Genomic DNA, 19,003 nt, shown 5'->3' on the forward strand with positions numbered 1-19,003 from the left:
CGTCATAGTAAACAGACTATATGACACGTTCATGACAGTCTGTATTTCACACACCGCCCAAGCGCTGCATCATGCTCAGATGCAGATTGAACGGGGCACCGCGACTGCGGATGCGGTTATAAGTGCCATCCGGATTGGCCTTCCAGGACAACTGGTTGTCACGCAAGGCATAAGTGAAGGCTTCGGCAATGACCCGCTTTTTCAGGCTGCGGTCCAGCACTGGCACACCCAGCTCCACACGACGGAAGAAGTTCCGGTCCATCCAGTCGGCCGAGGAAATAAAGACCTCTTCCTGACCGCCATTGTAGAAATAGAAAACACGCGAGTGCTCCAGAAAGCGTCCGATGATTGAACGCACCTGGATGTTCTCCGACAAACCCTTGACCCCCGGACGCAAGGCGCAAGCACCACGCACGATCAGGTCTACCCTGACTCCGGCCTGGCTGGCATCATAAAGCGCCTGAATGATCTTGGGCTCCAGCAGGGAGTTCATCTTGGCCATGATGCGGGCTTTCTTGCCTGCCAGGGCGCGCTCGGTTTCCGCCTGGATGCGATCCATCATGCTGTCATGCAAGGTGAACGGCGACTGCAGCAAGCGCTTCAGGGGCCGCCAGGCACCCAGTCCGGTCAGCATGGAAAACACCTTGTCCATGTCCTCGCAAATTTCCTGATTAGCGGTAATCAGGCCAAAGTCCGTGTACAGGCGAGCAGTGCGCGGGTGATAGTTACCCGTACCCAAATGGCCATAACGCCGGATCGCCCCCCCTTCACGACGCAACACCAGGGCCATCTTGGCGTGGGTCTTGTGCCCCACCACCCCGTAACTGACGTGTGCTCCCACCTCTTCCAGCTTGGCGGCCCAATTGATATTGGTCTGTTCGTCAAAACGAGCCATCAGCTCCACCACCACCGTTACCTCTTTGCCAGCACGCGCCGCCGACAGGAGGATATTCATCAACTCCGAATCTTCACCAGTACGGTAAATCGTCTGCTTGATACCGACGACGGCCGGGTCCGCCGCTGCGGCACGCAAAAAGCTCAAAACGGGCTGGAAGGACTGATACGGATGGTGCAGCAGTTGGTCTTTGCGGGAAATCGCCTCAAAAAACTGTGCAGGGGATTCAAATGAAGAATCAAACGGCGCCGGAATAGGCGCACGGTAATCCGGGAACAGAAGATCCGGACGGTCTGGCACATTACACAGCTGCATCAGGCGCGTCAGATTGACCGGGCCGCTGACGCGATAAGTATCTGGCACATCCAGCGAAAACTCGCTTTGCAAAAAGCGCTCCAGGCGCTCGGGCATGGAACGGTCAATTTCCAGACGTACGGCCGCACCAAAGTTACGTTGCGACAGCTCGCCCTGCAAGGCGGCGCGCAAGTTGGTGACTTCTTCCTCGTCCACAAACAGATCGCTGTTACGAGTAACGCGCCACTGATAGCAGCCCTTTACGTCCATGCCGGGAAAAAGCTCGCCCACAAAAACGCTGATCAGGGAAGTCAGCAGCATATAGCCCTGGGGAATGCCGGCGATATCGTCTGGCACACGAATCACACGTGGCAAGGCACGGGGTGCCTGCACAATGGCAATCGTGCCGGTGCGGGCGAAGGCATCTTCACCGCTCAACTCCACAATGTAGTTCAGGCTTTTATTGTAGACGCGCGGAAAGGGATGCGCCGGGTCCAGACCAATAGGCGTGAGCAAAGGCATAACGTCACGCAAAAAGGTTTGATACGCCCACTCACGCTGAGCAGGTGTCCATAGCGCGGTCAACAGCAAACCTATGCCTTCATCCATCAAGGTCGGCAAGACCTCGTCCATCAGCAAGTCGTTTTGTTTCTCGACCAATTGGTGAGCCGCAGCCTGCACCTTGTCAAACGCTTGTTGAGGCAAAAACCCGTCATCCCCCACTTGATGAGGATTTTGCAAGATCTGTTCTTTCAGACTGGAAATACGAATTTCAAAGAATTCATCCAGGTTAGAGCTCACGATACAGATGTAGCGCAAGCGCTCCAGCAAAGGCGTGGTCGAATTTTCGGCCATGGCCAGTACTCGCTCATTGAACTTGAGCAAGGACAACTCACGGTTTAGCAAGGTTGAATCTGGAGAAGGCAGCATGGTGAGGTCGTTAAAAAGCCAAAGAAAATGGGATCGTGAGACTTTTACTACATGAATGTTACAGCTCTATGACCCGTAGCAATTCAAGTCTAAAACAGCTCTGCCTGGCAGGAGCGCAAATATCACATCGCCTTTCCCAAGATGCTTTCGTCTAACTTTTCTTAATTTTCCGGTTTATGTAACAAAACCCATGATTAATGTCCTTATAATCGCACAGTAATCATCCCGAGCGATGCCTCATGGAACAACTTCTTGCCGCTGTGGACCTGGGCTCCAACAGCTTTCGTTTATCCATTGGACGAGTGGTTCAGCACAACGGTCATGCCCAGATCTACACCATTGACCGCCTGAATGAATCCGTCCGACTCGCCGCTGGCATGGGTCCCGACAAATACATCAGTCCCGATGCCATTGAACGCGCCGTAGTCATTCTGAAACGCTTCAACGAACGTCTGGCCGGTTTTCACCCCAATCGCGTTCGCGCTGTGGCCACCAATACCTTCCGGGTGGCACGCAATTTAAGCGAGGTTCTGCCGGCTGCCGAGGCAGCCTTTGGCTTTCCTATCGAGGTCATCTCCGGCCACGAGGAAGCCCGCCTGATTTTCTCGGGGATCAGCAACGAGCTGCCCCCCTCCCCCAATCGCCGTCTGATGATCGACATCGGCGGTGGTTCGACCGAAGTCATTATTGGCAAGGGCCTCAAACCTCTGCTGCTGTCCTCGCTCTACATGGGCTGTGTCAGCTATACCGACAAATTTTTCTCCGATGGCGTGATCACCGAAGAGCGCATGAGCAATGCGATTCTGACGGCTCGTCGCGAACTGGAAGGAATTACGCGCCAATACCGCAAAACGGGCTGGCAGGAAGCGTATGGCTCCTCCGGAACCGCCAAGGGTCTGATCGCCATCCTGCAAGAGAACGGCATGTCCAAAAAGGGGATCACCCTGGAAGGCATGGAATTGCTGCGCAAACGCCTGGTACACGATGGCAAGGTGGACACACGCAATCTGAGCGGTATCAAGCCTCACCGCGCGCCCGTGCTGGCGGCAGGTCTGGCCATTATGATGGCCGCCTTCCAGGAGCTGAAGATTCGCCAGATGCTGCCTGGTGAAGGCGCACTGCGTGTGGGTGTGCTCTACGACATGCTGGGGCGCGAATCGGAACACGATCAGCGTGACCAGACCGTTCAGCAAATGATGAAGCGCTATCAGGTCGACACACGCCAGGCCCATCGTGTGCACGATGCGGCGATGAAGTTCTTCGCACAACTGAAGCTGCCCGACACCCCTGAAGTGCAGGAACTGCAGCGTCAATTGGGCTGGGCCGCCGATCTTCATGAAGTGGGCCTGAGCATTGCACATGCGGATTACCACAAGCACACGGCCTACGTGCTGGAACATGCCGATATGCCCGGTTTTTCCAACGACGACCAAGCCTTGTTGAGCTTCCTGAGCCTGGGTCACCAGGGCAAGCTGGGCAAGCTCAAGCGCTTTGAATCCAATAACGCCTGGTGGCTGACATTGCTGAGCCTGCGTCTGGCCGTCATGCTGATGCGCCGTCGCGAGGACAGGGAAACCTTGCCGCTGAGCCTGCAAGCGCGTGGCAAAACCGTCATGATTCATCTGGATCACGAATGGATGGCCAGCCATCCCCTGTCCCAGGCCTCCTTGCTGGCTGAAGTACAGGCTTGGCAAAGCGATATCAATGATTTGAGCCTGGAGCTGGTCTGACAAGGCCTGCTGGACGTGTAGCGGCCAGGTGGGCCAAGCCAAGCAGATCATCAGAACCTAAAAAACCCCCGAAAGTTGGATTGCCATCCAACTTTCGGGGGTTCTTTTTATTCGCAGGCCCTATTCAGGCCCGACTTGTTCAGGCCTGAGCAGTACGCAATCAGACCAGGCCAAAGTGACGTTTATAGCGCTCGTCCATGGCTTCCAGATCCAGCAGGACAGGAAAGTCTGCCGTATTGAAGTCCGGATCCCAGGCAGGTTCACCACAAATCGTGGCACCCAGCTTCAGGTAACCTTTGATCAGCGGTGGAATGCGCGCTGGCAAATCGCTGTTCAGTCGTTCAACCGGATAGCGATTCAAGGGCTGCACATGCGGAATGTGCTTGTTGTCCTGCATGGACTTTTGGGCCACACGCCAGACTTCGGCGGCGGTGACACCATCGTCACGCAAACTGACACTGGCACAACCCAGAAGGTAACGGTAACCGCCTACACGCGTCAGGGCAGCAATGCCACCCCACAGCATCATGATGGCCGAGCCATTACGGTAGTCGGGATGGATGCAGGAGCGCCCAACCTCAACCAGGCTGGGGCGCAGCGCATCCAGGGCGCTGATATCGAATTCGGACTCTGAGTAATAGCCGCCCGCTTTATTGGCATTTTCAGGGGTCAGCAAGCGGTAGGTTCCTACAACCCGGTTTTCTTCGGGTTCGGTAACCATGAAATGCTCGCACCAGGGGTCGAAGCGGTCTATATCCAGACCATTGTGCTGGTCTGGAAAGACGGCGTTCATTTCCTGGGTGAAAACCTGAAAACGCAAGCGCTGAAGGCATTCAAGCTCAGCCTGGGTACGAGCCAGGCGCAAGGCCAGGCCTCCAACGGTATGACCTGCCCAAGTATTCGCCCAATCCACTTCAGTACGTTCGCGCTCAAGATTTAGCATCGTGATGACTCCAAACACTTTCGTGCATCATGCACAAACAATGTTTCAGGTATTTGATAGCCACATTACTATTTCATTAAATCCACTGCAAGCAAGGTATCGATGCCTGCTTGAGCCAGATCGGCTTGTTCTGCTTCCACCATCAAGCGCAGCTTGGGTTCTGTACCTGATGCACGAATAAGCACTCGCCCACGGTCACCCAACATTTGCTCCACTTCACGGGTTGCCTGTTGCAAACCCGCATGGTTTTTCCAGTCCTGGCCCGCTTGCAATGGCACGTTAACCATAATTTGCGGGTACATCTTCAGGCCTTCCATCAGTTCTGGCAGGCTCTTGCCGCTATGGCACAGGGCGGTCAGCACTTGCAAGGCGGCAATAATACCATCGCCTGTGGTGTGCCAGTCCAGGCACAGCAGGTGACCGGAGCTTTCGCCACCGAACACCCAGCCGTTTTGCTGCATCAATTCCAGCACGTAACGGTCGCCCACTTTGGCGCGGGCAAACTCCACGCCCAATTCCTGCATTTTTTTCTCGAAACCCAGGTTGGTCATCAACGTGCCAACCACGCCTTTTACAGGCTGGGTCTGCAGATGATCAGCAACAATTAGATACAATAGTTCGTCGCCATTGTAGATGCGCCCCTGGGAATCGACCATTTGCAGACGGTCTGCGTCACCATCCAACGCAATACCCAAATCTGCGCCGTGCTTGCGTACTTCTTCGGCCAGCTTCTCGGGATAAGTCGCGCCCACTTCCTGATTGATGTTGAACCCATCAGGCTGAACACCCACGGCAACCACTTCGGCACCCAATTCGCGGAACACGTGCGGAGCGATGTTGTAAGCCGCGCCATGAGCGGCATCCACAACAATCTTGAGCCCGTTCAGGTTCAAGTCGTTCGGGAAGGCACTCTTGCAAAATTCAATATAACGGCCAGCCGAGTCAGCCAGACGACGGGCGCGGCCCAGGGACTCGGACTTCACCCAGTGCATGGGCTGGTCAATGGCTTGCTCGATTTTCAGCTCGATCTCGTCAGGCAGCTTGGTGCCCTGTGCGGAAAAGAACTTGATACCGTTGTCGTAATACGGGTTGTGCGAGGCAGAGATCACGATACCGGCCGTCAGGCGCAGCGTACGCGTCAAATAGGCCACAGCGGGCGTAGGCACAGGGCCAGCCAGCAATACATCAATCCCGGCGGCCGACAAACCGGCTTCCAGCGCCGATTCCAGCATGTAGCCAGAAATACGGGTGTCCTTGCCAATCACCACGGTGGGGCGGCCTGTACCTTCATACTGGGCAGCCAGAACCTGCCCGGCAGCGTAACCCAGGCGCAAAGCGAACTCCGGGTTAATCGTTGGGCCACCTACTTCACCGCGGACACCATCGGTGCCGAAATACTTACGATCGCTCATTCAAAGACTCCACATTCAACCGCGTTCCACACATCCAGCGCTTCGCGCGTGGCGGCTACATCATGGACACGGACAATTTTTGCGCCCCGTGCCACGCAGGCAAGGGCTGCCGATAGACTGCCAATCAAACGCTCACTGGCGGGTTTCCCCGTGACATGGCCAATCATGGATTTGCGCGACAAGCCGATCAACCAGGGGTAACCAGGCACTGCCGCCTGCTGCAAATCCCGTAGCAACTGATAATTATGTGCCGCTGTTTTACCGAAGCCAAAGCCGGGATCCAGCATGATACGCTCGGATTGAATGCCTGCGCTCACTATGGCGTCACATCGTTGTTGCAAAAAATGACGTACATCAACGACCACATCATCGTAGTGAACCTGCTCTTGCATGGTCCGGGGCTCACCTTGCATGTGCATGATGCACAGACCGCAATTGGAGTCCTTGACGGCCTCGATGGCACCGGGCATGCGCAAGGCATAGATGTCATTGATCATGTCTGCACCGGCCGCCAGGCTGGCGCGCATGACCTCAGGCTTGAACGTATCCACCGACAAGGCCACACCGCTGTCGCGCAAGCCCTCGATCAGCGGGATGACACGCTCAAGCTCTTGTTCCAGGGAAACGGGTTCGGCACCGGGACGAGTCGACTCGCCACCAATATCCAGAATGTCTGCGCCTTCGGCGATTAATTGACGGGCGTGGTCCAGCGCCCGAGGCAAATCATTGTGTGCGTTGCCGTCATAAAAGGAGTCTGGGGTGACATTCACAATCCCCATAACCAAAGGGCGCTCCAGCCCAAACTGGAAGCGCCCACAAGACCACTCAGGGTAATTCATGAAATAGGCATGGCCTATGTTGTAAGTTAAGCAACCGGCGTTGTCGCCGCGGCACCCTTGTCATCGGCTGGGCGAGGACCAGCGGCTGGTGGCGTGGAGCCATCGGAGGGTGTGTTGTCATTGCTGTTGGGCACGTGTGGAGCCCGTGGTGGCAAACCTTTCATGATGTCGTCGATCTGGTCGGCATCAATGGTTTCCCACTCCAGCAAGGCCTTGGCCATGGCATGCATCTTGTCCATATTGTCTTCGATCAGCTTGCGGGCAACCGCGTACTGCTCGTCGATAATCTTGCGGATTTCGAAGTCCACTTTCTGCATGGTGGCTTCGGACACATGCGTGGTTTTGGTGACGCTGCGACCCAGGAACACTTCGCCTTCGTTCTCGGCGTACACAACAGGCCCCAGAGAGTCTGTCATGCCGTAGCGAGTTACGATGTCACGCGCAATTTGCGTGGCACGTTCAAAGTCGTTCGATGCGCCCGTGGTCATTTGATTCATGAACACTTCTTCAGCGATACGACCACCGAACAGCACGGCGATCATGTTCAACAGGCGCTCTTTGTCCATGCTGTAGCGATCGCCTTCCGGCAACTGCATGGTGACACCCAACGCACGACCACGAGGAATGATGGTGACTTTGTGAACCGGGTCCGTCTTGGGCAACATGCAAGCTACCAAAGCGTGACCGGCTTCGTGGTAAGCGGTGTTGCGACGCTCTTCCTCGGGCATGATCATGGTGCGACGTTCTGCACCCATGATGATCTTGTCCTTGGCGCGTTCGAAGTCCTGCATATCCACGGTGCGACCATTACGGCGCGCAGCAAACAAAGCGGCTTCGTTGACCAGGTTAGCCAGATCAGCACCGGAGAAACCGGGAGTACCACGAGCCAGCACCACGGCGTCCACGTTGGGAGCCAAAGGCACTTTGCGCATGTGCACTTTCAGAATCTGCTCACGACCACGGATGTCAGGCAGGCCAACAACCACTTGACGGTCAAAACGGCCAGGACGCAGCAAAGCGGGGTCCAGTACGTCAGGACGGTTGGTTGCAGCAATGACCAGTACGCCTTGGCCGGTTTCAAAACCGTCCATCTCGACCAGCAACTGGTTCAGTGTCTGTTCACGTTCGTCGTTACCACCGCCCAGGCCTGCGCCACGCTGGCGGCCCACGGCGTCGATTTCGTCGATAAAGATGATGCAAGGCGATTGCTTCTTGGCGGTCTCGAACATATCGCGAACGCGGGAAGCACCCACACCCACAAACATTTCGACGAAGTCGGAACCGGAAATGCTGAAGAAAGGCACTTTGGCTTCGCCTGCAATGGCACGAGCCAACAGGGTCTTACCTGTACCCGGCGAGCCCACCATCAGGATACCGCGTGGAATGCGGCCACCCAGACGCTGGAAGCGGCTTGGGTCGCGCAGAAAGTCCACCAGTTCCTGTACGTCTTCCTTGGCTTCGTCGCAACCGGCCACGTCCGCAAAGGTAACAGGGTTGGAGTTCTCGTCCAGCAAACGTGCACGGGATTTACCGAAGCTGAATGCCCCGCCCTTGCCGCCACCTTGCATCTGACGCATGAAGAACACCCACACGCCAATCAGGAGCAGCATGGGGAACCAGGAGATGAACAGGCTGGTCAGGAAGGAAGGCTCTTCACGGGCTTTACCCGATACCTGCACACCGGATTTCACCAGTTCAGGCACCATCCACAGGTCACCGGGGGACGTCAGCGAGTAGCTGCGGCCAGAATCCGGCGTGACATGCAGGGTATCGCCCTGAATATCCACCTTGCTGATGCGGCCGGAGCGGGCATCATTCATGAATTGTGTGTAAGTGACGCCATCAGTGGCTGGTGGCCGGCCGTCAAACTGCTTGAAAACAGTAAACAGCACCAGCGCAATAACCATCCAGATCGCGACTTTGGAAAACGAATTGTTCAAAGCCAATCTCCTGCGATTGCGATAACTTGCTCCATATGCTTACACATACCTGAACAAGCGCCATACATAGTTCATTCTACCCGATTCAAAGCCCGGCAAGTCATAAATTACCTGCGCTTCAAGCCACGGGCAACGAGAAAGGTTTCGGAGGATTTATCACGCGAAGCCTTGGGTTTACGCTCGACGACTCTGACAAAATTCTGCTTGAAAGACTCCACGATCTGGGAAAACCCGCTGCCGTGGAAGGCTTTGACGATCAGTACCCCTTCATCGGTCAGATGCTGCAGGGCAAATTCCTGTGCCAGCTCGCATAAATGCTGGATGCGGGCGGAATCGGCCGATGCCACACCTGACAAGTTGGGGGCCATATCCGAAATCACAAGGTCTACCGCCGCACCTTTTAAGGAATCTTGCAATTGCTCCAGTACAGAGTCCTCGCGAAAGTCGCCTTGCATGAACTCTACCCCGGCAATTGGTTCCATTTCCAATATATCCAGTGCGATAATGCGACCATTGAGCACACCGCCAGGGCCGACCATGCGTTCCCGTATCAATTGCGACCAGCTGCCCGGCGTAGACCCCAGGTCCACCACCACCTTGCCCTGAACCTGAATCTTCTCCAGATCCAATATTTCACTGAGCTTGAAGGCCGCACGCGCGCGATACCCTTTTTGTTGCGCCAATTTGACGTAGGGGTCATTTATATGCTGCTGAACCCACTCTTTAGAGAATTTTTTCTTGGCCATTCCCGTACAATCTCTTTATGCCAAAACTCAACCTTACACCTCATGAGCGCAGCGAACTTCGTGCTGCTGCTCACGCTCTGCGCCCAGTTGTCCTGATTGGAGACAATGGCCTGACCGACGCCGTGATCAAAGAAATCACCGTCCACCTGCAGGCTCACCAGCTCATCAAGATCCGTGTGGCCGGTGATGACCGTCAGGCTCGTCTGACCATGTTAGAACAAATCTGCGATGCGCTCGATGCTGCCCCTATTCATCATCTGGGCAAAATCCTGACTATCTACAGACCCAATATCGAACGCCCCCCTGTTTTGGGAGCGCCTGTTGAAAAACCTACCCGTGCGGTGCGCAAGCCTTCGGAGCCTTACACGCCCAAAAAGCTGGCCGCTTCCGGTGTTCAGCGTACGCGCAAGACGGAACGTGCTCGCCGTGCTGAAATGCAAGCTGAACGCAGCAGCACCCAAGCGAAAAAAGCCTCGGCCGCACCACGCAGCGTTCAAAAGTTCTCGGCAGTCAAACCTGCTGCCGCGCCCCGTAGCAATACCAACCGTCCTGGCAGTGCCATGTCCTTGCGGGCAGGCGCTCGTCGCGGACTGGGCGGTTCGGGCAAACGCTAAACTGCCGTAAATTATAAGGCCCCCGCACAATGTGCAGGGGCCTTTCTTTTGCGTGCTCGAATCAACAGCAGGGCAAGCCTGCTGTCAGAAGCAAGGTCAAACGTAACTGATCGACAGGATTTCGTATTCACGAATACCGGCGGGCGCCTTGACCTCGACCACATCGCCTTCGCTCTTGCCAATCAGGGCACGAGCCACAGGGCTGGAGATGGAAATCTTGTTGGCACGGATGTCGGCCTCGACGTCACCCACGATCTGGTAAGTCACGGTGTTGCCGGACTCCAGGTCCTCGATTTCAACCGTGGCACCGAACACGATGCGGCCATCCGCCTGCAGCGCGGCCGGTTCGATAATCTGGGCATTGGACAAAGTGCCTTCCAATTCGGCAATCCGACCCTCGATAAAGCCTTGGCGCTCGCGCGCGGCATCATACTCGGCGTTCTCGGACAAATCGCCTTGTGCTCGCGCTTCGGCGATGGCGTTAATTACATCCGGGCGTTCCACCGTCTTGAGGCGGTGTAATTCGACTTGCAAACGTTGTGCGCCCTGCGCAGTCAATGGGATCGCAGACATAGTATTCCTGCTCAACAAGTAAAAGACGCTCCGTAGCAGGAGCGCCTGGAAGATAGGGGGATAACGATGATGGGGCAAACAATCAAACAGGTTGAATCGGCCGACTTGAAAGTCCTGCTGACCCTACAGCGTACATTCAAACACACTGCTCAAGCCAAACCTGCCGGCTGCCCCAATATGGCTTTTCCGACACAGAGAAATTCTGCGGCAGAAAAAAACCCCGCGAAGAACCGGGGTGTGAGATCTATTGTCGGCAAACTGCCTGAAAATAGCAAGCCCCTGAAACCCCTGTGTAAAAAAACAGAAGCTCAAGGGCCACGGGTTTAGAGCAGGCTATTTCGAGACTGGCGACAGGCTGATGGCCAAACTCGTCAGAGCCAGGCCAGTCTTGATCCGCCTTGGGCCGACTACACCATATTCTGGCGACGGCCTCGCAACAAAGCGTGCAGCAAAATAGCACCAAAGGTGGCGCAGCCAATGCCGTCCAGACGAATCACGCCAAACTGCAAGGAGAAGTTACCAGCCCCCAGAATCAGGGTGACGGCTGCCACCAGCAAATTGCGGTTATCGCTGAAATCCACCTGGTTCACCACCCAGATACGGGCGCCGGCAATAGCGATCAAACCAAACACCACGATGGACATGCCACCGAGCACAGGGCCAGGAATGGACTGGATCACGGCACCGAACTTGGGCGAAAAGCCCAGGAAAATCGCGATCACGGCAGCAAAGGCAAACACCAGCGTCGAGTAGATACGGGTAGCGGCCATCACGCCGATATTCTCAGCGTAAGTCGTCACACCAGTGCCGCCTACGGAGCCGGACAGCATGGTCGCCACGCCATCACCCACGAAAGCACGACCCAGATAACCGTCCAGATCCTGACCGGTCATGGCGCTAACCGCCTTGATGTGACCCAGGTTCTCGGCCACCAGAATAATGGCCACCGGCACAATCACGGTCATGGCATGAGCCTGGAACACAGGCGCAGAAAAGCTGGGCAGACCCAGCCAGGCGGCTTCAGCAACCGGTGCAAAGTTGATTGGGGTGCCGTAGCCCATCACATTGGTGAAAACCCAGTACAACACGCAAGCCAGAGCCAAACCCACCAGAATCAGCAAGCGCTGAGCCACCCCTCGGGTGTAGACCGCAATACCACCCACGCACAACACGGTCATCAAGGCCATCATGGAATCGAAGGTGCCGCTACCCATCGCGCCCTTGGCCGCAATAGGAGCCAGGTTCAGGCCAATCACCGCCACAATCGAGCCGGTAACAACCGGAGGCATCCAATGGTTGATCAAACGCGCTGCCCCACCCTGGGTACGGGCATTGAACACCCAGACCAGAACACCGATCAGCGTATAGACCAGACCACAGATAATAATGGCCCCCAAGGCCACGCCAATATTGGGATTCGGGCCGCTACCGGCATAGCCGGTAACCGCAATCACACCACCAATAAACGCAAAGCTGGAACCCAGGTAGCTGGGAACCCGGCCACCGACAAACACAAAGAAAATCAGCGTACCAATACCGGACATCAAGATGGCCAGATTGGGATCAAAGCCCATCAACAAGGGAGCCAGAATGGTGGAGCCGAACATGGCCACCACGTGCTGCGCACCCATGGCAATGTTTTGCGGCGTGGCCAGACATTCGTCGGGCTGCACAACCGCACCGGGTTCGCTGCCGGACACTCGGCGCCAACGCGGGAAGTAAGACTGAGACATAAAGGGTTCCAGAAAAGGAATAAAGAAATACAGCGCAATTCGTCAGACGGTCGCGCAGTGCTCCCTGAGGCACTGGCTGATTCGTTGAGGCATGATTTTAAACGTGAAAGACTCAACAAGGCACCTGAAAATAAGGCAGTACGCGGTAAACCCCAACATGGATCCAGCCAATACAGGTTTCAAACTGCCTTTTGGCGTCGATGCTCGCGCTATATGCGGTATATACCCCCTCTATCTGCCTGTGCTTGACTGGCCCATTACAATAGACAATCAGCCTGCCTTTGGCAGTCCGATTCCCTAGCAGAGTGATTACGCCAGCATGAGTACGTCTATTTGTCTGATCCGCCATGGTGAAACCGCCTGGAACGCCGTACGCCGTTTACAGGGCTGGCAGGATATAGAGCTGAACGAGACCGGCCGCGAACAGGCCCGTGCCCTGCAAAGCTACCTGAGCTCCCCGGCGTTTCACATGTCTGTGGATGCCATCATCAGCAGCGATCTGCAACGCGCCTCGGAAACAGCGGCAATTGCCTGTCAGCATTGGGATATTGAAATCCAGCAAGTCCAGGGACTGCGCGAACGCGGCTTTGGCAAGCTGGAAGGCCAGGCCTGGGATGCGGCTGGCCGCCATGGGCCGGATCAGCCCGACGATACCGTCGATATCGATTACGCCGTAGAGGGCGGCGAATCACTGCGTCAGTTTCAAACACGGGTTCTGAGTTGCTTTGAGGCGCTGGCACAGGACAATACGGGCAAGAACTTGCTGGTCTTTGCCCATGGTGGTGTCATCGATATGGTTTGGCGCAAGCTGAACCAGCAGGCGCTGAATGCCAAGCGCACTCATGCCATTTTGAATACCAGCTTGAATTTCTTCAGTATTGATGAAAACTTGAACTGGACCTGTACGCAGTGGGGGCAATTGCCACATCTGAATACAGCGCTAGACGAGCAAGTCTAAGCCATACATAGCCATGATCAGGCTGGTATCCGCAGATCGGATTAGCTGCAACGTTCGTTAAACCAGCCTGAGACTTGTGCGGAATCCTGTCCGCCTGACTCACCTCATCAGTTCCTGACAGTGTCTCGAGCGCCACGCTCGCAAGCTTTATCCTTACGATAGCGACGGTCCTGTACCCAGAAGAGCCACAGACACTATTGCGGTTGCGGTTGCGGTTGCGGTTGCGGTTGCGGTTGCGGTTGCGGTTGCGGTTGCGGTTGCGGCCATAAGCATAGCCACGCTGAGGCCAACAAGGGCTTCAAAAATCAGCTACAGGGGCAATGATCAGTTTTTTTTGTTCAGTCGTGGCTTGCGCGGCGCCTGACGAGCCAGGCGGTCATACAGCCAATTAGGGAAAAGACGCATCAGGCGCGAGACAACTCCCATCTGCCACGGAATGACTCGATAGGACACGCCCTGCTCGATAGTCTTGCGAGCTTTGCGGGCAAAGTCCTCAGCAGGCATCAGAAACGGCATGGAGTAAGGATTCTGCGCCGTCATGGCCGTGCGAATATAACCAGGCGTAATGGTGACAACAGAGACACCGTACAGCGACAGCTCCAGCCGCAAGCTTTCGCAGTAGGCAATGACAGCCGCCTTGGAGCTGCTATAAGCTCCTGCACCAGGCAGACCACGAATACCCGCCACGCTGGCAATACCCACCAAGGTTCCCTTCCCCGCCGCTTTCATGGTGCCGATAAAAGGCTCGAAGGTCGCCACCATGGCCAGAAGGTTTGTATCCACAATGGCTTTGAAGACGGCAAAATCCTCGGTTTCTTCCGTCAAGGTGCCAGCGCTGATCCCCGCACTGGCAATGACCACATCAATTTTTTGCCCTGTGAACTGCAAAAAGTCCTGGGCCGCTTGATGCAAGGCGTCTCTGTCACGTACATCCGCCACATAGATACGGTGCACACCGGGCAAGCTCTCAGCCAGCGCCTGGAGTTCTTCCTGACGCCGGCCCAGCAAACCCAGGCAAGCACCTTGAGCGGCGTATTCCTGGGCTAGCGCTTTGCCCAGACCGCTGCTGGCACCCGTGATAAAGACGGTTTGCATCTTTGCCTGCTTTTTACAGGAAGATCAGGGCAGCAATGCCCAGCACCAGCAACCACTTGAGGATGTAGTACAGGGTTTCGTTCTTTTTCTTGATCGCCTTGCCGAAACGACGCACTGCATAAACCGTACCGAAAATACGGTTGATACCACCCGTGCGGTCGCCTTCCTGGTTAGGAGCGGCAGCGGCGCGCAGCAAGAAACCACCTACTGCGTGATTGATCGCCTGTGCCCAGCGGTAACGCATGGGGCGCTCTACGTCCGCAAACAAGATAATGCGGTTCTGATCCGTTTTGTTCTCGGCGTAGTGAATAAAGGTTTCATCAAACACCACGGCCTCGCCATCACGCCAGTGGTAGCGCTGGCCGTCCACTTCGATATAACAATCCGGGCTATTAGGCGTCATCAGCCCCATGTGAAAGCGCAGCGAACCCGCATAAGGGTCGCGGTGACGCGGTAAACGGGCACCGGGTGGCAAGGAGGTGAACATGGCCGCCTTGATCGAAGGAATGTCCTTGAGCAGATTGGTCGTCACCGGGCACAGTTCGCGTGCCGAAGGATGATCCGCGTCATACCACTTCAGGTAAAAACGCGTCCAGCCGGTTTTGAAGAAGGAGTTGAAACCCGCATCGTTGTACTTGTCCGAGGCCTTGATATGGCCTTCGCCAAATAGCTGCTCGGCCTCGGCACGGATTTCATCGCAGTGCTCCAGCAGCTTGTTCAGCTCGGGAAAATGTTTCAAATCCAGATACGGCTCGTTCGGTACTGCCGAAAAGCCGTACATGAAGACGTTCAGAGGAGCCGTGAAGGTGGAATGATCCAGCAACTGGCGAGAAAACCGGTGCCTGACTCGACCCCTGAAGTGCACAACAATCGTGCACACGATGAACAAGGCAAGAATGAACCATTTCACGACATGATCTCCAAAGAAGAAAACTTCTGCACTGTGCAGGCGGTGGCCTGCGTGCTGCCCCAATACGACGGCTTGGTCTTGTCTGATGCAAGAACAAAAAAAGGCGCACCACTAAGGTGCGCCTTTCCAGCCGGGTAAGACTTAGTGTTTCGCGAGCAGAGCGTGCAGCTCTTGAACCGCGTAAACTTTCAAGCCCTCACCTTGGCTCAGATACTGCAAGCCTTGAACCGCCGCCACAGCACCGGCAATGGTGGTGTAGTAGGCCAGGTTGGCAGCCAGCGCATGTGTACGGATTGTACGCGAATCAACGATGGCGTTGCGACGCTCTTCAACCGTATTGATGACCAAGGAAACTTCACCGTTCTTGATCATGTCCACAATGTGCGGACGACCTTCGGTAACCTTGTTCACCACTTGAACAGCCAGACCGGCCTGTTCGATGGCGCTGGCGGTACCGCGGGTAGCCACAACCTTGAAGCCCAGCGAGATCAGGCCACGAGCCACTTCAACGGCTTGTGGTTTGTCCTGAGCACGCACGCTGATGAAGGCCAGGCCGCCCTTGGGCAGGTTCACGCTGGCAGCCATCTGCGACTTCACGAAGGCTTCGGCAAACGAGGTGCCCACGCCCATGACTTCACCGGTGGACTTCATTTCAGGTCCCAGAATGGTATCCACACCAGGGAACTTCACGAAGGGGAACACGGCTTCTTTCACGCTGTAGTAAGACGGCGTGACTTCTTCAGTAATGCCTTGCTCAGACAGAGTCTGACCAGCCATGGCGCGAGCGGCGATCTTGGCCAGCTGCAAACCGGTAGCCTTGGACACGAACGGCACGGTACGCGAAGCACGTGGATTCACTTCCAGCACGTACACATCACCATCCTGAATGGCGAACTGCACGTTCATCAGGCCCTTCACGTTCAAGGCCTTGGCCATGAGTGCGGTCTGGCGCTTGATTTCAGCTACGGTTTCGTCGCTGAGCGAGTAAGGAGGCAAGCTGCAAGCGGAGTCACCGGAGTGAACACCAGCTTGTTCAATGTGTTGCATCACACCGCCCACAAACACGCGCTCGCCATCGGCCAGGCAGTCCACGTCCACTTCGGTAGCGTTGTTCAGGAAGTGATCCAGCAGCACGGGCGAGTCATTGCTGACCTTGACCGCTTCGCGCATGTAGCGCTCCAGGTCTTGCTGCTCGTGCACAATTTCCATGGCGCGGCCACCCAGCACATAGCTTGGGCGCACCACCAGGGGGTAGCCAATTTCAGCAGCCAGAGCAATGGCTTCGCCTTCGGTACGAGCCGTACGGTTTGGCGGCTGACGCAGACCCAGCTTGGTCAGCAGCTTCTGGAAGCGCTCACGGTCTTCAGCCACGTCAATGGATTCAGGGCTGGTACCGATGATAGGTACACCGTTGGCTTCCAGAGCACGGGCCAATTTCAGCGGAGTCTGGCCACCGTACTGAACGATGGTGCCCACGGGTTTTTCGATGTGAACGATTTCCAGCACGTCTTCCAGAGTCAGAGGCTCGAAGTACAGACGATCGGAGGTGTCGTAGTCGGTAGAAACGGTTTCGGGGTTGCAGTTGACCATGATGGTTTCGTAACCATCTTCGCGCAATGCCAAAGCAGCGTGCACGCAGCAGTAGTCAAACTCGATACCCTGACCAATACGGTTAGGACCACCACCCAGAACAATGATCTTCTTCTTGTCCGTAGGATTGGATTCGCACTCTTCCTCGTAGGTCGAGTACATATAGGCCGTATCGGTGGAGAATTCAGCCGCGCAGGTGTCCACACGCTTGTAGACAGGACGCACGTTCAACTGGTGACGCAGTTTGCGCACTTCCGATTCCACGGTGTCCAGCAGGAAAGCCAGACGGCGGTCGGAGAAACCACGACGCTTCAGACCGAACAAGGTGTCGCGGTCCAGATCGGCCAGCGTCTTTTGCTCCAGAGCCAGTTCGATGTCCACGATCTCTTTGATCTGGGCCAGGAACCAGGGGTCGATCTTGGTCAGGTTATGAACTTCGTCCAGGGTCAGGCCTTGAGCGAAAGCATCGCCCACGTACCAGATACGCTCTGGACCAGGCTCGCCCAGCTCGACCTGCAGTTTTTCGCGGTCGGTGGTTTTCTGGTTCAGACCATCCACACCCACTTCAAGGCCACGCAGGGCTTTCTGGAAGGATTCCTGGAAAGTGCGGCCAATGGCCATCACTTCGCCCACGGACTTCATCTGGGTGGTCAGGCGCGAATCGGCCTGAGGGAATTTTTCGAAAGCGAAACGTGGCACCTTGGTAACCACGTAGTCGATGGTGGGCTCGAACGAAGCAGGGGTCGCACCGCCGGTGATTTCGTTCAGCAGCTCGTCCAGGGTGTAACCCACGGCCAGACGCGCAGCGATCTTGGCGATAGGGAAACCCGTGGCTTTGGAAGCCAGAGCCGAGGAACGAGACACGCGCGGGTTCATTTCGATAACGATCATGCGGCCGTTATCGGGGTTCACCGCGAACTGAACGTTCGAACCACCGGTATCCACACCGATTTCGCGCAATACGGCGATCGATGCATTACGCATGATCTGGTATTCACGGTCGGTCAGGGTTTGGGCAGGAGCCACGGTGATGGAGTCACCGGTGTGCACACCCATGGGGTCCAGGTTTTCAATGGAGCACACAATAATGCAATTGTCGGCGCGATCACGCACGACTTCCATTTCAAACTCTTTCCAGCCCAGCAGGGACTCTTCAATCAGCAGTTCGTTGGTTGGCGATGCTTCCAGACCACGACGGCAGATGGTTTCGAATTCTTCAGGGTTGTAGGCAATACCGCCGCCCGTACCGCCCAGCGTGAAGCTGGGGCGAATCACGACGGGGAAACCGGCGGTACCGATTTCTTCAGCGATACGCTTTTGAACCGCCCAGGCTTCGTCCATGCTGTGAGCCACGCCGGACTTGGCGGACTCCAGACCGATGGAGGTCATGGCGTCCTTGAATTTCAGGCGGTCTTCGGCTTTTTCGATAGCAGCGGCGTTGGCACCGATCAGCTCGACACCGAATTTTTCCAGCACGCCATGCTTGGCCAGATCCAGGGCGCAGTTCAGCGCGGTTTGGCCGCCCATGGTGGGCAAGAGCGCATCGGGACGCTCTTTTTCAATGATTTTCTCGACAGCTTGCCAGGTGATGGGCTCGATGTAGGTGACGTCGGCCGTATCCGGGTCCGTCATGATGGTGGCCGGGTTGCTGTTGACCAGCACAGTCCGGTAACCCTCGGCCTTCAGGGCCTTACATGCCTGGGCTCCCGAGTAGTCGAATTCACAAGCCTGACCAATGATGATCGGGCCTGCGCCAATGATAAGAATGCTTTTTAAGTCTGAACGCTTTGGCATAGTGCGA

The 19,003-nt window shown here is 56.0% G+C and carries 14 protein-coding genes; 3 read left to right on the forward strand and 11 right to left on the reverse strand.

Going from position 1 to position 19,003, the window contains the following annotated elements:
- Window positions 1–46: 46 nt before the first annotated feature.
- A complete protein-coding gene (gene ppk1, locus OSH04_RS05510; RefSeq protein WP_254499663.1) occupies window positions 47–2,119 on the reverse strand; it encodes a polyphosphate kinase 1 in 2,073 nt (690 codons plus the stop codon).
- Between the two features lie 239 nt (window positions 2,120–2,358).
- Here ppk1 and OSH04_RS05515 point away from each other — a divergent pair, with 239 nt between their 5' ends.
- Window positions 2,359–3,849: a Ppx/GppA phosphatase family protein gene (locus OSH04_RS05515; RefSeq protein WP_026485250.1), complete on the forward strand. Its 1,491-nt coding sequence runs from the start codon at window positions 2,359–2,361 to the stop codon at window positions 3,847–3,849.
- A gap of 160 nt (window positions 3,850–4,009) precedes the next feature.
- Here OSH04_RS05515 and OSH04_RS05520 read toward each other — a convergent pair whose 3' ends face one another.
- From OSH04_RS05520 to OSH04_RS05540, 5 genes are all read right to left on the reverse strand, one after another.
- A complete protein-coding gene (locus OSH04_RS05520; RefSeq protein WP_009463097.1) occupies window positions 4,010–4,792 on the reverse strand; it encodes a GNAT family N-acetyltransferase in 783 nt (260 codons plus the stop codon).
- A gap of 68 nt (window positions 4,793–4,860) precedes the next feature.
- Window positions 4,861–6,204: a phosphoglucosamine mutase gene (glmM, locus tag OSH04_RS05525; protein WP_009463095.1), complete on the reverse strand. Its 1,344-nt coding sequence runs from the start codon at window positions 6,202–6,204 to the stop codon at window positions 4,861–4,863.
- Window positions 6,201–7,043, reverse strand: coding sequence for a dihydropteroate synthase (gene folP, locus OSH04_RS05530; RefSeq protein WP_266108083.1), 843 nt, complete (start codon window positions 7,041–7,043; stop codon window positions 6,201–6,203). The genes glmM and folP overlap by 4 nt, the downstream gene beginning before the upstream one ends.
- A 26-nt stretch (window positions 7,044–7,069) precedes the next feature.
- Window positions 7,070–8,983: an ATP-dependent zinc metalloprotease FtsH gene (ftsH, locus tag OSH04_RS05535; RefSeq protein ID WP_009463092.1), complete on the reverse strand. Its 1,914-nt coding sequence runs from the start codon at window positions 8,981–8,983 to the stop codon at window positions 7,070–7,072.
- Window positions 8,984–9,090: 107 nt separating this feature from the next.
- On the reverse strand, window positions 9,091–9,729 hold the full coding sequence (locus tag OSH04_RS05540) for an RlmE family RNA methyltransferase (protein ID WP_009463090.1): 639 nt from the start codon (window positions 9,727–9,729) through the stop codon (window positions 9,091–9,093).
- A 17-nt stretch (window positions 9,730–9,746) separates the two neighbouring features.
- On the opposite strand from OSH04_RS05540, the gene OSH04_RS05545 reads away from it, so the two are divergent.
- Window positions 9,747–10,343 carry a YhbY family RNA-binding protein gene (locus OSH04_RS05545; protein ID WP_009463087.1) on the forward strand — a complete coding sequence of 199 codons (597 nt, stop codon included), beginning with the start codon at window positions 9,747–9,749 and terminating at the stop codon, window positions 10,341–10,343.
- A 96-nt stretch (window positions 10,344–10,439) separates the two neighbouring features.
- On the opposite strand, the gene greA is transcribed toward OSH04_RS05545, so the two are convergent.
- Both greA and OSH04_RS05555 read right to left on the reverse strand, forming a co-directional pair.
- The gene (gene greA, locus OSH04_RS05550) at window positions 10,440–10,916 is read right to left on the reverse strand and encodes a transcription elongation factor GreA (RefSeq protein ID WP_022983494.1); all 477 of its coding nucleotides are present in this window, start codon (window positions 10,914–10,916) and stop codon (window positions 10,440–10,442) included.
- 407 nt (window positions 10,917–11,323) lie between these two features.
- Window positions 11,324–12,649: a solute carrier family 23 protein gene (locus OSH04_RS05555; protein ID WP_035270974.1), complete on the reverse strand. Its 1,326-nt coding sequence runs from the start codon at window positions 12,647–12,649 to the stop codon at window positions 11,324–11,326.
- 319 nt (window positions 12,650–12,968) lie between these two features.
- Here OSH04_RS05555 and OSH04_RS05560 point away from each other — a divergent pair, with 319 nt between their 5' ends.
- A complete protein-coding gene (locus OSH04_RS05560) occupies window positions 12,969–13,607 on the forward strand; it encodes a histidine phosphatase family protein (protein ID WP_266108084.1) in 639 nt (212 codons plus the stop codon).
- A gap of 324 nt (window positions 13,608–13,931) precedes the next feature.
- Here OSH04_RS05560 and OSH04_RS05565 read toward each other — a convergent pair whose 3' ends face one another.
- From OSH04_RS05565 to carB, 3 genes are all read right to left on the reverse strand, one after another.
- Window positions 13,932–14,702, reverse strand: a complete 771-nt coding sequence (locus OSH04_RS05565) for an SDR family oxidoreductase (protein ID WP_266108085.1) — start codon at window positions 14,700–14,702, stop codon at window positions 13,932–13,934.
- Between the two features lie 13 nt (window positions 14,703–14,715).
- Complete coding sequence (gene lpxO, locus OSH04_RS05570; protein WP_026485242.1) at window positions 14,716–15,612, reverse strand: lipid A hydroxylase LpxO; 897 nt, start codon at window positions 15,610–15,612, stop codon at window positions 14,716–14,718.
- Window positions 15,613–15,753: 141 nt separating this feature from the next.
- The gene (gene carB / locus OSH04_RS05575; protein ID WP_035270977.1) at window positions 15,754–18,996 is read right to left on the reverse strand and encodes a carbamoyl-phosphate synthase large subunit; all 3,243 of its coding nucleotides are present in this window, start codon (window positions 18,994–18,996) and stop codon (window positions 15,754–15,756) included.
- Between the last annotated feature and the right edge of the window lie 7 nt (window positions 18,997–19,003).

The organism is Alcaligenes nematophilus (assembly GCF_026344155.1).
GTDB lineage: Bacteria > Pseudomonadota > Gammaproteobacteria > Burkholderiales > Burkholderiaceae_B > Alcaligenes > Alcaligenes phenolicus.